Here is a 15,053-nt window from a genome sequence, read left to right as displayed (position 1 = left end):
CCACGAGCCCGCATGACGGCCACGCTCAGTTCGTTTCTCGCCGACGACGCCACGCGGTCCATGGCCGCGCTGCAACGCTATGTCAACGCGCCGGACCCCGACGCGGTATTTCTGGACGACATGCTGGAGCGCATCGAGGCCGCCCGCCGTCAGCCTTGTTCCCCGCGACCGCGCACCGGCCGCGCGCTGCGCGTGCTGCTGTTGAGCTACGCGGGCGCAGGCAACACGGGCGCGGACCTGCGGACCATCCAAACCATCCGCCACCTGCAACGTCTGTTCGGCGAGCGCGACGACCGCGGCGAGGGCTTGAGGATCGAACTCTTTGCACTGGGCGATCTCTTCGATCACCCGGTGCTGGCCGCCACCCCGCGCATGCCCGTGCAGTTGCCCTACGTGCCCGATGCGTTCGCCGCCGCCATACCCGACTACGACCTCGTGCTCAACGTGGAAGGGTCCACCTACACGTCGAAATTCTCGGACTCGCTCTCGGGCATGCTGATCGGCGGCGTCGCGCTGGCGAGCGCGGCGGGGGCGGTGGGGCCGGCCGGGGCGCCCGGCGAAGCGAACGGCGATGCGCAGGTCAGAGGCGTGGCATGGGGCATCGACAGCGGAGAGATGACGGACGCCCTGGCCCGCTTCGCGCGGGCGGCGGCAACAGGCGCGCACATCTTCTGCCGCAACGACGCGGCGCGCGAGCACCTGGCGTCGCTCGACATCGCCTCGCTGCCGGGCGCGGACTGCGCCTGGAGCTGGACGCCGGTGCGCACCGCGCGCGTGGCGGCGTTGCCGGCGAACTATGTGGCGCTGTGTCCGAACAATCCGTTCTGGTGGCCAGTTACCGCGGACGTGGCGCGGGCGAAGGCGCTCGATGCCCAGCGCGCAAGCTCCCCGCTGCGCTACGGCCCGTTTCACTTCCACACGTGGGACGACGCGCGGGAGGCGGCGTACGAGGCCTATGTCGAACGCTTCGCCGGACTGGCCGAACGCTTTCGCAAGCAAGGCTTTCCGCCCGTGCTGGTGGCCATGGAGCGGCTCGACCGGGCTGCCTGCGAGGCCATCGCGGCGCGCGTGCCCTTCGACGTGCCGATCATGGCGCGGGGCACCGCGACACTGGACGACGTCGCAGGCACCGTGGCCCATGCCGCGCGCGTGGTGACGACGCGCTACCACGCGGCCGTGGTGGCGATTGCGAGCCGCGTGCCGGTGTTCGGTCTTTCGATGGACGCGCGCATCGACCGGCTGCTGACCGAAGGCGGGTTTCCCGGCTGGTTCGCGCGCTGCACGGACCCGGACGGCGGCGAACGGGCGCTTGCGCGCCTCTGCCAGCCGCAACCCGCCATCGATGCGCTGCGCGACGCCTACGCCTTGCTCGCAAGACGCGAGCAGATGCGGCTCGACCAGATGGGCGAATGGCTCGCGGCGGCCGTGGGCCGGCGGTAGAGCCTCGAACCGGTAATCCCGGCGGGCCCGACGCCGCGTACGAACGCATAATCGTCTGATCAGCCCGGCACCGTCTGGTACCGCACCCTGCGCAGCCGAAAGGGCGAAATCGGCCAGAGAACCCCGCTACTTCGAGGCATTGGCCCGGCGCCTGGCGGCGTATCGTGTCATCAACGTTCTTCGGAATGTTTCCTCGGAATACTGACCACCCCGGGTCAGAATTCTTTACGCCGGCACTGCCGGCGTTTTTTTTGCTGACGCGGTCAGGCACCGTCCACGCGGCACGGTGCCGGCACGTCTGCGCGCGGTCCCGCTTCAAGTTTGCGTGCCGCAGGCCGTAAACTTCAGGGGAATCCTGCACCTGCAGGCTGGCATCCGCCCTTTGTCTGTTTCCCGCTATGGCCGCCGTTTCAGTCGCTCTCGCCTCCACCGCGCTTTTCGGCCTGCTGATGCTCGTGTTGCTCGGCTCGCTGTTGCGCTCCGGCGTGCCGGGCGTGCTCGAATGGTTCGCCGCCAACGCCGTGCTCACGGCCGCGTTGCCACTGCTGCTCGCGCGCGGCCGCATTTCCGATGTTGTTTCCGTCCTGGTGGCCAACTTCCTCGTGGCGTTGGCGGGGTCGGTGCTGTACGCCGGATTCGCGCGTTTTCTCGGGCGCCCCGTGCGCTGGTCCTGGCTGCTGCTCGTTACCCTTTCAACCGTTCCCGCGCTTGCGTACTGGCGCTACGCCGTGGACAGCATCCCGGCGCGCGTGATGGTCTCCACGTTCTTCACCGCGGCCATCTGCTTTGCGAGCGCCTTTCTCGTGGCGCGCAACCGCGAAGCCGATCGGGCGCGCTATCCGTACGTGGTGACGGTGGTGCTGGCAACGATCTTCGGGCTCTGCCAGCTGGCGCGCGGCCTCTACTTCAGCGCGCTGCCGGGCGCGTCGAGCCCGCTCATGTTCACCACCAACGGCAACGTCATCCTGCTGTGCGTGGGCGCGGCCATCATGCCGGTGATGTCGATGTGCGCGATGCTGATGGTGCACGACGCACTGCTGGCCGATGCGCGCAAGGCCGTGAATCACGACTTCCTCACGGGCGCGCTGTCGCGCACGGGCTTTCAGGCGATGGCGCGCAAGTGCTTCGCCGAAGCGGACCAGCACGGCGCGCCGCTGTCGCTCCTGATCGTCGATCTGGACCGCTTCAAGACGATCAACGACACCTTCGGCCATGCGGGAGGCGACAGCGTGCTGCGCGAGTTCGCGGCGCTCACGCGCGTCCACCTGCGCCGCGACGATGCGCTGGCGCGGCTGGGCGGCGAAGAGTTCGCGATCCTGCTGCCGCGCACGGCGCTCGCGGACGCCCGGCGCGTGGCCGAGCGCCTGCGCAGCGAAGCGAGCCGGCACGCCGTGAGCACCGACGCCGGCCCATGCCGCTACAGCATCAGCGGCGGCCTCGCGATGCGCGAGCAGGGCGAGACGCTGGACCGCCTGACCACGCGTGCCGACCGCGCGTTGTACGCGGCGAAGCTCGCGGGCCGTGACCGCGTCTGCCTGCACGAAGCGCCGCTCGAGCAGCCGGCGGCCTTCGGGTCGCCGACATGACGGACGAGATGAGCGGGATGGGCGGGATGAGCGGTGACATCGGCAGCAGCGGCGGCGCCCCTCCGTGTCCGGCCGCGGGCGGGTTTGCGTCCCACGCCAACTTCGCCTAAAGTTCTGCCGCGTCGTGCCGATATGGAGTTGCGCCACACCCTTATCCGCGGCGCTGGCCGAAGCTGGGCGCCGGGGTGAACCGCAGGTCCTCCAGCGTATTCGGCGGCACGCTGGCCTGTGCTTCTGCGTCGTCAAGTGGACCGCCGGCTTTCCCCAACCGTAGCGGGACGACGCCAGGACGTCGCGCCAGCGCATCAGGGTGCATCAGGTGAAGCTCAGGTGAAAAACGCGAACGAAACCTACACGCTGCCGCGTGGCCGTCTGGCGACGTGGCTCACCGAGCCGGGGCAGGAGACGCCGCGCGACATCCGCGTCGAACTGGTCGGCACGCTGTTCGGCACGATGCCGATCTTCTTCGGCGGCGTGTTCAATACCATCGCCGTCGCCTGGGTGCTCGCGGCGCGCCATCCCACCGTCCTGTTCCGCCTGTGGCTCGTTGCCGAAATCGTCGTGTGCACGACGCGCTGGGCCGTGCTCGTGATCGCGCGGCAGCGCGCGAAGCAAGGCAAACCGACCCCCACCGACTTCTACATCAGCCTTGCGCCGCTCTGGGGCGCCACCGTGGGCTATGGCGCGTTCGTGAGTGCGATCAGCGGCGACTGGGTGGCCGCCACGCTCTCGTTCCTGTCCGCGGCCGCCATGGTGGGCGGCATCTGTTTTCGCAACTTCGCGGCGCCGCGCCTCGTGGCCGTGATGATCTTCCTGTCGCTCGGGCCGTGCTGCATCGGCGCGCTGCTGGCGGGCCAGAAGGTGCTGCTGCTCACGCTCGTGCAGATCCCGTTTTATCTCTTTGCGATGAGCGCGGCGGCGCGGCGCCTCAACGCGATGCTCATCACCACCATGAAGGCCGAGCGCGAAAACGACCGGCGCGCGCGTCACGACGGGCTCACGGGTCTCTTGAACCGCACCGGTCTCTTCCACGCCGCGCGCAACGGCTGGGGGACGGGCGCCCGCATGCAGCCCGGCATGATGCTGCTGTATCTGGACCTCGACGGCTTCAAGCCCGTCAACGATGCCTACGGCCACGAAGCCGGCGACACGCTGCTCGTGCAGGTAGCCGAACGGCTGCGTGCGCTGGCAGGCAAGCACGCGCTCGTGGCGCGCCTTGGCGGTGACGAATTCGTGATTCTCGACGACGGCGCCGCGTTCCCGGGCAAGAACGGCCCACACCAGTTCGCCCACGCCATGGCGCGCGAGATCGCGAAGCCGTTCGAGCTCGCGCCGGGCATCACGGCGCAGGTGGGCGCGAGTATCGGCATGGCGACCGTGCCGGACGACGCCACGAACATCGACGCCGTCCTGCGCCTCGCCGACGCCGCGATGTACGACGCCAAGCGCAAGCGCAAGAAGGACGGGTGGGGCGCGGGGCAGGGGCCGGCAATCTCGGAAGCGGACGCGGAATCCACCTGGTCCGCGGGCGCGGGACGTTGAGACACGCCATGCCGGGTGGCGTGCGCGGCCGCGGTTCTTGCGCGGCTCAGTCTTCGCGTCAGTCCGCCACGCCCACGCGATACCGGGTGGTCTGCCGATACGTCTCGCCGGGCCGCAGCACGACGCGCTCGCTGCTTTCCATGTTGATCTCGTTGGGAAACGCCGCGGCCTCCAGACACAGGCCCGCGTGCCGCCGATACACCGTGCCGTTGCGCCCCGGCTCGCCTTCCAGATAGTTGCCCGTATAGAACTGCAGTCCGCGCTCGTTGGTGGACACGACGAGTTCGCGCCCGCTGCCCGGGTCGTAGGCGCGCGCCACCTCGCGCACCGTGAATGCATTCGCGTCGGCGCCCGCGCCCGCGGGCTCGCGCAGGATGTAGCAATGGTCGAAGCCGCCCGCGCGGGCCAGCTGCGCATGCGGCCAGTCGAGCCGCGCGCCCAGCGGTGCGCTATGACGAAAGTCGAACGCATTGCCCGCCACGTCGGCGCGCTCGATGGGAATCAGCTCCGCGTTCACTTCGAAGAACGCGTCGGCGTCGATCGTCATCACGTGGCCGCGAATGTCCGTGCCGGGCTGGCCCGTGAGGTTGAAGTAGCCGTGGCTCGTGAGGTTGAGCGGCGTGGGCGCGTCGGTGAGCGCCTCGTAGTCGAGGGTGAGCGTGCCGTCGTCGTCGAACGTGTAGCGCACCTGCACGCTCACGTTGCCCGGAAATCCGGCGTCGCCTTCGGGCGAATCGAGGCGCATGACAAGCGCGTCGCCGTCTTCCGTCACGTCCCACATCGCCCGATGAAAGCCGTGCGAGCCGCCGTGCAGCAGGTTGTTGCCCTCGTTGCGGTCGAGCGCGTATTCGATGCCGTCCAGCGTGAAGCGCGCGTTGGCGATGCGGTTGGCCCAGCGGCCCACGAGCCCGCCCATGTAGGCGCCGCTCGCGAGATATTCGGCGGGCGTGTCGTGGCCGAGCAGGATGTCGCCTAGGCGGCCAGTGCGGTCGGGCACGTGCCACGAGACGAGCGTGGCGCCCAGGTCGCTGATGGCCACCTTCATGCCGTGCGCGTTGCGCAGCGTGAAGAGCGTGACCGGCTCGCCGTCGGGCAGCGTGCCCCAGGGTTCGGAAGTCAGTTGCGCGGTTCGGATCATGGAGTCTGCAGATTCGGATAAGACAGGGACGGACGGTTGCAATGACAGGGCGGCCCTGTATGGCCCTTATGGCCCTTATGGCGGTTATGGCGGTTATGGCGCCACCGCGGACCTCGCGCGTTCCTGATACTCGCGCGGCGTGCAGCCCAGTTCGCGGCGGAACACGGCATACATGTACTGCAGCGACGTGAACCCGCAACGCACGGCCACTTCCGCGCTCGATGCATCGCCCTTCACGAGCATCGCCTTGGCCGCGTCGAGCTTGTAGCGCAGTATCTCCTGGTGCACCGTGCACTGCATCTCACGCCGAAAATATTCCTCCAGCGAAGAACGCGACACGCCCACGTGGTCGGCCACCTGTTCGGTGCGAATGCCCTGGCACGCGTACTGCCGGATGAAATGGCGCGCGCGCTTCACGTACTGGCTCGCGAGCGGCTGGTACTTCGTCGATTCGAGCACGTTGATGCCCACCGGCGGCACGAGCACGCGGTGGCCCGGAAAGCGCGCGCCGTGCAGCATCTTGTGCAGCAGGTGCGCGGCGGTGCGGCCCATCTCTTCGGTGCCCTGAATTACTGACGAAAGCTGGATGCGCGTCAGCGTGCGCGTGAGCGGATCGTTGTCGATGCCGATGATCGCCACTTCCTCGGGCACCGGAATGCCCGCGATCAGACACGCCTGGAGCAGGTGCCGCGCGCGGGCATCCGTGACGGCGAGAATGCCGACGGGCTTCGGCAGGCGTTCGAGCCACGCGGCCAGTTGCTCGGTGGCGTGGTTCCAGTCCGGCGCGCTGGTGGTCAGGCCGCGATAGATTTCCGCTTCCATGCCTTCGGCCTGCGCGAGCCGCTCGAAGGCGAGTTCGCGCTGCTGCGCCCAGCGGTTGGTGGGCGACTCGGGCAGGCTGTAGCAGGCCATGTGCTGCAACCCCGCGCCCAGCAGGTGGTTGACGGCGAGCGAGATGAGCTTGGCGTTGTCGGTGGCGATGTACGGCAGATTCGGCGGGTACTGGGCAGCGTCTTCATACGACGAGCCCACCGCGACGAGCGGCAGCGTGCAGTCCGCGAGCACTTCGCAGACGGCCGGGTCGTCGAAGTCCGCGATGATGCCGTCGCCGTCGAAGTGCTCGATGCCCGCGAGGCGGCAGCGAAAGTCTTCTTCCAGAAAGAGATCCCACGCCACACGCGTGGAGCGCAGATAGTCGCCAATGCCTGTGATGATCTCGCGGTCGTACACCTTGTTCGCATTGAACAGCAGCGCGATGCGGTGCGTCTTCTGGGGCGTCGGGTGTCGGATCGTGCTCGGCATGATGGTGGATGGGCACGGCGCGAACTGAAGCACAGCGCGCGGCTCACCCTTGTCTCCTGTCTTTGTCCGGTTCCTGGTTTCGCCTTACCGGTTGACCTGCCTGCCCGGCAGGAACAAACGAAGCGTCCGGCGGTTTTAAGCGTCTGGCTATTTTAGGCGTCTTGCGCATTCGTGCCGAACATGGCGATGGCGTTTGGCGGGAAACATCACGGGCGCTGTGAAATTTCGCAATTGTCGGCGGCGGGCCTGCGCTGGCAGCATGGCCGCACCTTATCGAACGGCGCCCACGGCATGTCCACGTCATGCCCAACGCGCGCCGTGCCGCACCTGCTGTAACCGCTGCGGCGCAACATGACAATGGAGACGCCATGTCCTACTTCGAGCACATCCCGCCCGTCCGTTACGAAGGTCCGCAGTCCGAGCATTCGCTCGCCTATCGCCATTACAACCGCGAGAAGCGCGTGCTCGGCAAGACGATGGAAGAGCATCTGCGCATCGCCGTCTGCTACTGGCACACCTTCGTGTGGCCCGGCGTCGACATCTTCGGGCAAGGCACCTTTCACCGCCCGTGGCAGCAACCGGGCGACGCCATGGAGCGCGCGCAGCAAAAGGCCGACCACGCCTTCGAGTTCTTCACGAAGCTCGGCGTGCCGTACTACACGTTCCACGACACCGACGTCGCGCCCGAAGGCGAGAACATTCGCGACTATGTAGAGAACTTCGCGCGCATGACCGACTACCTTGCGCGCAAGCAGCAGGACAGCGGCATGAAGCTGCTGTGGGGCACGGCCAACCTGTTCTCGCATCCGCGCTACGCCGCGGGCGCCGCGACGAACCCGAACCCCGAGATGTTCGCGTATGCCGCGACCCAGGTGAGCCACGCGCTCGACGCCACGCACAAGCTGGGCGGCGACAACTACGTGCTGTGGGGCGGCCGCGAAGGCTACGACACGCTGCTCAACACCGACCTCGTGCGCGAACGCGAGCAGTTCGCGCGCTTTCTCAACATGGTGGTGGAGCACAAGCACCGTATCGGCTTCAAGGGCACGCTCCTCATCGAGCCGAAGCCGCAGGAACCCACCAAGCACCAGTACGACTACGACGTGGCCACGGTGCACGGCTTTCTCACCCAGTACGGATTGCAGAACGAAATTCGCGTGAACATCGAGGCGAATCACGCCACGCTCGCGGGCCACTCGTTCCATCACGAAATTGCGATGGCGTTCGCGCTCGGCATTTTCGGCAGCGTGGATGCGAACCGCGGCGACCCGCAGAACGGCTGGGACACGGACCAGTTCCCCAACAGCGTCGAAGAAATGACGCTCGCGTTCTACGAGATCCTGCGTCATGGTGGATTCACCACGGGCGGCATGAACTTCGACTCGAAGGTGCGCCGCCAGAGCGTGGACGCCGAAGACCTGTTTTACGGCCACGTGGGCGCCATCGACCTGCTCGCGCTCGCGCTGGAACGCGCGGCGGCGCTCGTGGAGAATGACCGGCTCGAACAGTTCAGGCAGCAACGCTACGCGGGCTGGGACACGGAGTTCGGCCGCAAGATTCTCTCGGGCGGCTACACGCTGCAAAGCCTCGCGGCCGAGGCGCAGCAGCGCGGCATTCATCCCGTACACGTGAGCGGGCGCCAGGAGCAGCTCGAGAACATCGTGAACCAGGCCATCTACGGCGTGCGTTGAGTCTGTCCGAACGCGATCTTCAAGCGAATCAGGCGCAACCCGCGCGGCAAAACAAGACACTGGGCGAGACACCATGTTCATCGGCATCGACCTCGGCACGTCGGGCGTAAAGGCCGTGCTGCTCGACCGCGACGGGCACGTGCGCTGCACGGCGACGCATGCGCTCGCCGTGTCGCGACCGCAGCCGCGCTGGTCCGAGCAGTCGCCGCACGACTGGTGGGCCGCGACTACCGCGGCGATGGAAGACCTGCTCGCGCAGGCGCAGGCAGCCGGCATCGAGCGCGCCGGCATCGAAGCCATCGGGCTCACGGGCCAGATGCACGGCGCCACGCTGCTGGATGCGAACGGCGACGTGCTGCGCCCCGCGATTCTCTGGAACGACGGCCGCTCGGATACCGAATGCGTCGAACTCGAAGCCGCGGTGCCGCAGTTGCATCAGATCGCAGGCAACCTCGCGATGCCCGGTTTCACGGCGCCCAAGCTGCTGTGGGTGCGCAAGCACGAGCCCGATTGCTTTGCGCGTATCGCGAAAGTGCTCCTGCCGAAGGACTATCTGCGCTATCGCCTTACGGGCGGCTTCGCAACCGATCCCTCCGATGCAGCGGGCACGCTCTGGCTCGACGTGGCGAAGCGCGATTACAGCGACGTGCTGCTCGCGGCCTGCGGGCTTTCGCGCGAGCAGATGCCGGACGTGTTCGAAGGCAATCGCGTGACGGGCACGCTCACGCCCGAGCTTGCGCGCGCATGGGGGCTGCGCGAAGTGCCGGTGGCGGCGGGCGGCGGCGACAACGCCGCGGGCGCCGTGGGCGTGGGCATCGTGAAACCGGGGCAGGCCATGCTGTCGCTGGGTACGTCCGGCGTCTATTTCGCGGTGTCGGACGGTTTTCTCGCGAACCCGGCGTCGGCCGTGCATAGCTTCTGTCATGCGTTGCCGCGCACGTGGCATCTCATGTCCGTGATGCTCAATGCGGCGGGCTGTCTCGACTTCTGCGCGCGCCTGACGGGCTACGCCGACGTAGCCGCGCTGCTCGCCGATGCCGAGGCGCATGCAAGCCGTGCGCACCCCTGGTTCCTGCCCTATCTGAGCGGTGAACGCACGCCCTGGAACAACGTGAACGCGCGCGGCGTGTATCACGGCATGACACCCGACACGAACCGCGCCGACCTCGCCAACGCCACGCTGGAAGGCGTCGGGTTCGCGCTGCTCGACGGCATGGATGCCTTGCATGCGGCCGGCCTCGTGCCCGACGAGATCACGCTGGTGGGCGGCGGTTCGCGCAGCCCGTACTGGACGCAGATGCTCGCCGACATCGCGGGCCGCACGCTCACGTTGCGCGCGGGCGGCGAGGTGGGTCCGGCGCTGGGCGCGGCGCGCCTCGCGCATCTCGCCGTGGAGCCGGGTGCGTCGCTCGAAGCGGTGTGTCCCACGCCGCCCGTTACCGCGGTGCGCGAGCCCAACGCGAGCCGCCATGCCTGGTACAGCGACACGCGCCGGCCCGTGTTTCGTGCGTTGTATCGCGCGCTGGAGCCGGTGTTCGCCGCGACGGCATAACCACCGCAGCAGTGAAGAAGCAGTAACGCGTCGCGCGAAGGGCCGCGCGGCGCCGCAAGACGGCATTACATCAACGACCATAAACAGGAGTGAGACATGAAACCCGTACTGCGTGCTACCCGTCGTTCCGTTCTGGCTTCGCTGCTATGCACCGTCATGGCCGCGAGCCTGTCGCTCGTCGCACCGCTTGCGCATGCGAGCAAAGACCATCCCGAAATCGGCTTCTGCATCGACGATCTGCGCGTGGAGCGCTGGTCGCGCGACCGCGACTACTTCGTGGCCGCCGCGCAGAAGCTGGGCGCCACCGTTTCCGTGCAGTCCGCGGATGCGAGCGAAGAGCGCCAGATCTCGCAGATCGAAAACCTGATTTCGCGCGGCGTCGACGTGATCGTGATCGTGCCGTTCAACTCGAAGACGCTCGGCAACGTGGTGGCCGAAGCGAAGAAGGCCGGCATCAAGGTGGTGTCGTACGACCGCCTGATTCTGGATGCCGACGTGGACGCCTACATCTCGTTCGACAACGAGAAGGTGGGCGAACTGCAGGCGCAGGGCGTCTATAACGCGAAGCCGAAGGGCAACTACTTCCTGCTGGGCGGCGCCCCCACCGACAACAACGCGAAGATGCTGCGCGAAGGGCAGCTCAAGGTGTTGAAGCCCGCTATCGATCGCGGTGACATCAAGGTGGTGGGCCAGCAGTGGGTGCCGGAGTGGAGCGCGTCCACCGCGCTGCGCATCATGGAAGACGCGCTCACCGCGAACAACAACAAGATCGACGCCGTGGTCGCCTCGAACGACGGCACCGCGGGCGGCGCGATCCAGGCACTGGCCGCGCAACACCTGGCGGGCAAGGTGCCCGTCTCGGGCCAGGACGCGGATCTTGCCGCCGTGAAGCGCGTGATCGCGGGCACGCAGACCATGACGGTCTACAAGCCGCTCAAGCTGATTGCAGGCGAAGCCGCGAAGCTCGCCGTGCAACTCGCGAAGGGCGAAAAGCCCGCGTACAACGCGCAGTACGACAACGGCAAGAAGAAGGTGGATACGGTCCTGCTGCAACCCACGCTGCTCACGAAGAGCAACGTCGATGTGGTGGTGAAGGACGGCTTCTATACGCAGGCACAACTCGCGAGCCAATAAGCAAGGCAATAAGCGGGCAGGGGGCAGGCACTCGCTGCAGGCGCGCCGTTGCGTGCCTGCAGCGAGCCTGATGCTGCTGTCGTATCCCCTCAGTGAGGCAAAAGCGAATGGAGCAACCACTGCTGACGATGCGCGGCATCGTCAAGGCTTTCTCGGGCGTCAAGGCGCTGTCGGGTATCGATCTCACCGTGCATGCCGGCGAATGCGTCGGCCTGTGCGGCGAGAACGGCGCCGGCAAATCGACGCTCATGAAGGTGCTTTCGGGCGTGTATCCGCACGGCACATGGGAAGGCGAGATCCTTTGGGAAGGCAAGCCGCTCAAAGCCGCGAACGTGCGCGATACGGAGCACGCGGGCATCGTCATCATCCACCAGGAACTCATGCTCGTACCCGAGCTTTCGGTGGCCGAGAACATCTTCCTCGGCAACGAAATCACGCTGCCGGGCGGTCGCATGAACTATGCGGCTATGTATCAACGTGCCGACGAACTGCTGCGCAGCCTCAACATAGAAGGCATCAACGTGGCGCAGCCCGTCATGAACTACGGCGGCGGCCACCAGCAGCTCATCGAGATCGCGAAGGCGCTCAACAAGCGCGCGAAGCTGCTGATTCTGGACGAGCCGTCGTCGTCGCTCACGGCGTCGGAAACGCGCATCCTGCTCGACATCGTGCGCGACCTGAAGCGGCGCGGCGTGGCATGCGTCTACATCTCGCACAAGCTCGACGAAGTGGAGGCCGTGTGCGACACCATCACGGTGATCCGCGACGGCCGGCATGTGGGCACGGCGCCCATGAGCACGCTCACCACCGAACGCATCATCCAGATGATGGTGGGCCGCGAGATCACGCAGCTCTTTCCGTGTGAAGAACATGCGGTGGGCGAGGTCGTGTTCGAGGCGCGCAACGTCACGTGCTTCGACGTCACCAACCCGCGCAGAAAGCGCGTGGACGACGTGTCGTTCGCGGTGCGGCGCGGCGAGATCGTGGGCGTGGCGGGTCTGGTGGGCGCGGGGCGCACCGAGCTCATGCAGGCCGTGTTCGGTGCATATCCGGGCACGAGCAGCGCCACCGTGATACTCGAAGGCAAGCCGCTCAAGGTGCGCTCGCCGCTCGACGCGATTCGCGCCGGCATCGCGATGGTGCCCGAGGACCGCAAACGCCACGGCATCGTGCCCGCGCTCGGCGTGGGGCACAACATCACGCTTGCGGTGCTGGAACGCTTTGTAAAGCGCGGGCGCATCGACGCCGCAGCCGAACTCGACGCCATCAACGCGCAGATCCGGCGCTTGTCGATCCGCACGGCGCACCCGATGCTCTCTATTGCGAGCCTTTCCGGCGGCAATCAGCAGAAGGCCGTGCTCACGAAGATGCTGATGACCGAGCCGAAGGTGCTGATTCTCGACGAGCCCACGCGCGGCGTGGACGTGGGCGCCAAGTACGAGATCTACCGGCTCATCTTCGAACTCGCGAAGCGCGGCATGGCGATCGTGATGGTGTCGTCGGAGCTGCCCGAAGTGCTGGGCATCAGCGACCGCGTGCTGGTGATCGGCGAAGGCGAGTTGCGCGGCGATTTCGTCAACGACGGCCTCACGCAGGAACGCATTCTCACCGCGGCCATTCAGCCCGCGCGGCGCCCAGCCGAAGCGGCCGGCGCCGGTCCGTTCATCACTCATACCGGAGCGAGTGCAGCATGACTCCCGACCTCACTTCATCGCCCGCGCCGTCGCCGTATGGCGCCGAACGCATCAAGCAACTGTTCGCGCGCTACAAGGTGCTCGCGCTGCTGCTCGCGGTGGCAGCCATCTGGATTTTCTTCTCGGTGCTCACGCACGGTGCGTTCGTCACGCCGCGCAACGTCTCGAACCTGCTTCGGCAGATGTCGATCACGGGCATGCTCGCGTGCGGCATGGTGTTCGTCATTATCGCGGGCGAGATCGACCTTTCCGTCGGATCGCTGCTCGGTCTGCTGGGCGGCGTGGCTGCGATTCTCGACGTGAATCACCACTGGCCCGTGGCCGCGACCGTGCCCGCCGTGATGGTGCTCGGCGTGCTGGTGGGCATGTTCAACGGCTGGTGGTCCACGTGGCGGCGCGTGCCGTCGTTCATCGTGGGGCTGGGCGGCATGCTCGCGTATCGCGGCATCCTGCTCGGCATCACGGGCGGCTCCACCATCGCGCCCGTTTCCGACAACCTCGTGTTCATCGGCCAGGGCTACCTGCCGCGCGTGGTGGGCGATACGCTCGCGGTCGTGCTGTTCGCCGTGGTGGCGCTGCTCACGGTGCGCAACCGGCGCAATCGGCAGCACTATCAGCTTGCCGTGGTGCCGATGTGGCAGGACGTGACCAAGGTGGTCGCGGCGGGCGCCGTGCTGCTCGCGTTCGTCGCCATGCTCGACCAGTACGGCGGTATTCCGGTGCCGGTGCTGCTGCTGCTTGCTTTGCTCGGCATTTTTACGTGGATCGCCACGCAGACCGTGTTCGGCCGGCGCATCTATGCGGTGGGGTCCAACCTGGAGGCCACGCGGCTCTCGGGCGTGAACACCGATCGCGTGAAGCTCGCCATCTTCGCGCTGATGGGCCTGATGTGCGCGTTCGGCGGGATCGTGAACACCGCACGGCTCGCGGCGGGATCGCCTTCGGCGGGTTCGATGGGCGAACTCGATGCGATCGCGGCGTGCTTCATCGGCGGTACTTCGATGCGCGGCGGCTCGGGCACTGTCTACGGCGCGCTGATCGGTGCGCTCGTGATGGCGAGCCTCGACAACGGCATGTCGATGCTCGACGTGGATGCGTACTGGCAGATGATCGTGAAGGGCACCATCCTCGTGCTCGCGGTATGGATCGATGTGGTGTCGGGGTCGAACCGGCGTTGATTGTTGTTTTGCCGCCGTTCCGGATTTCTGCCTTCCAGGCTATCCCGCTTTCTGGTTCGTGGCTGCCGCCCGCGCTCGTGTCCTGGCGCGCGGCGGTCGCACGTTCTCTCTCCCTCTTCAATCGCGATCCGGTGCGCCGAGCGGAAACAGCGGCCGGTACGGACGCGCGTCTTCAACCGCGCGCGCAAACGACGGCCGCGCGAGCAGCCGTTTCCGGTAGGCGATCACGTTCGCGAACGACGCATTGATGCGATGCGTCCAGTCCGCGTAGAACAGGAAAGGCGCGGCGCCGCAGTCCGCAAGACTGAACGCGTCGCCCGTGGCCCATTCGCGTTCTGCCATGACCTTGTCGAGCCAGGCGTACGCCGTATCGAGCATCGCGCGCGCGTCCGTCACGCCGCGCGGATCGCGCTCCGCCTCCGGCCGCAGGCTGTCGTAGACGATTCTCTGCTGCGGCGTGGAAACGTAGTTGTCGAAGAAGCGGTCCATGCCGCGCACCTCCAGCGCCGCGTGCGGGTCGTCGGGCAAGAGGCGCACGGGGCCGGAATAGTTGAGCTGCAGGTACTCGATGATGATGCTGGCTTCTGTGACGACGCGCTCGCCGTCCACCAGCAGCGGAAAGCGCCGCATCGGCCAGAGCGTGGCAAGCGTTTGCCCGTTCTCGGGATGCTCGGGCCCGAGCGGGCGCCATTCGAAGGGCGTGCCGTTCTCGTAGAGCGCGATCAACGCCTTCTGGCTATAAGACGAAAAGGGGTGGGCATAGAGTTCCAGGGGCATGGCGGTTCACCGTGTCGGG

11 protein-coding genes are annotated in these 15,053 nt (G+C 67.0%); 8 read left to right on the top strand and 3 right to left on the bottom strand.

Annotated features, from left to right (window positions below):
- Window positions 1-12: 12 nt before the first annotated feature.
- The 3 genes from PKKP23_RS13295 to PKKP23_RS34825 all read left to right on the top strand — a co-directional run bounded on the left by PKKP23_RS13295 (window position 13) and on the right by PKKP23_RS34825 (window position 4,568).
- Entirely contained in the window at window positions 13-1,440 is a 1,428-nt protein-coding gene (locus PKKP23_RS13295) for a polysaccharide pyruvyl transferase family protein (RefSeq protein ID WP_126877222.1), read from the top strand.
- 398 nt (window positions 1,441-1,838) lie between these two features.
- Window positions 1,839-3,026: a GGDEF domain-containing protein gene (locus tag PKKP23_RS13290; protein WP_017775534.1), complete on the top strand. Its 1,188-nt coding sequence runs from the start codon at window positions 1,839-1,841 to the stop codon at window positions 3,024-3,026.
- Between the two features lie 330 nt (window positions 3,027-3,356).
- Window positions 3,357-4,568, top strand: a complete 1,212-nt coding sequence (locus tag PKKP23_RS34825; protein ID WP_126877221.1) for a GGDEF domain-containing protein — start codon at window positions 3,357-3,359, stop codon at window positions 4,566-4,568.
- A 58-nt stretch (window positions 4,569-4,626) separates the two neighbouring features.
- Here PKKP23_RS34825 and PKKP23_RS13280 read toward each other — a convergent pair whose 3' ends face one another.
- Both PKKP23_RS13280 and PKKP23_RS13275 read right to left on the bottom strand, forming a co-directional pair.
- Window positions 4,627-5,706, bottom strand: coding sequence for an aldose epimerase family protein (locus tag PKKP23_RS13280; protein WP_126877220.1), 1,080 nt, complete (start codon window positions 5,704-5,706; stop codon window positions 4,627-4,629).
- Between the two features lie 93 nt (window positions 5,707-5,799).
- A complete protein-coding gene (locus PKKP23_RS13275) occupies window positions 5,800-7,008 on the bottom strand; it encodes a XylR family transcriptional regulator (protein WP_026121609.1) in 1,209 nt (402 codons plus the stop codon).
- Between the two features lie 368 nt (window positions 7,009-7,376).
- Between PKKP23_RS13275 and xylA the strand changes: the two genes are divergently transcribed.
- From xylA to PKKP23_RS13250, 5 genes are all read left to right on the top strand, one after another.
- Window positions 7,377-8,699, top strand: coding sequence for a xylose isomerase (gene xylA / locus PKKP23_RS13270; protein WP_126877219.1), 1,323 nt, complete (start codon window positions 7,377-7,379; stop codon window positions 8,697-8,699).
- A 73-nt stretch (window positions 8,700-8,772) separates the two neighbouring features.
- Window positions 8,773-10,251, top strand: coding sequence for a xylulokinase (xylB, locus tag PKKP23_RS13265; RefSeq protein WP_126877218.1), 1,479 nt, complete (start codon window positions 8,773-8,775; stop codon window positions 10,249-10,251).
- A 96-nt stretch (window positions 10,252-10,347) separates the two neighbouring features.
- Entirely contained in the window at window positions 10,348-11,385 is a 1,038-nt protein-coding gene (gene xylF, locus PKKP23_RS13260) for a D-xylose ABC transporter substrate-binding protein (RefSeq protein WP_126877217.1), read from the top strand.
- Between the two features lie 107 nt (window positions 11,386-11,492).
- On the top strand, window positions 11,493-13,079 hold the full coding sequence (xylG, locus tag PKKP23_RS13255) for a D-xylose ABC transporter ATP-binding protein (protein WP_126877216.1): 1,587 nt from the start codon (window positions 11,493-11,495) through the stop codon (window positions 13,077-13,079).
- Complete coding sequence (locus PKKP23_RS13250; RefSeq protein WP_017775543.1) at window positions 13,076-14,257, top strand: sugar ABC transporter permease; 1,182 nt, start codon at window positions 13,076-13,078, stop codon at window positions 14,255-14,257. The genes xylG and PKKP23_RS13250 overlap by 4 nt, the downstream gene beginning before the upstream one ends.
- Before the next feature lie 117 nt (window positions 14,258-14,374).
- Here the strand turns inward: PKKP23_RS13250 and PKKP23_RS13245 are convergent, their stop codons facing one another.
- Entirely contained in the window at window positions 14,375-15,034 is a 660-nt protein-coding gene (locus PKKP23_RS13245; protein ID WP_126877215.1) for a glutathione S-transferase family protein, read from the bottom strand.
- Window positions 15,035-15,053 lie beyond the last annotated feature (19 nt).

It is taken from the genome of Paraburkholderia kururiensis JCM 10599 = LMG 19447, from assembly GCF_003986935.1.
Classification (GTDB): domain Bacteria; phylum Pseudomonadota; class Gammaproteobacteria; order Burkholderiales; family Burkholderiaceae; genus Paraburkholderia; species Paraburkholderia kururiensis.
This window is presented reverse-complemented; position numbering and strand designations above follow the sequence as displayed.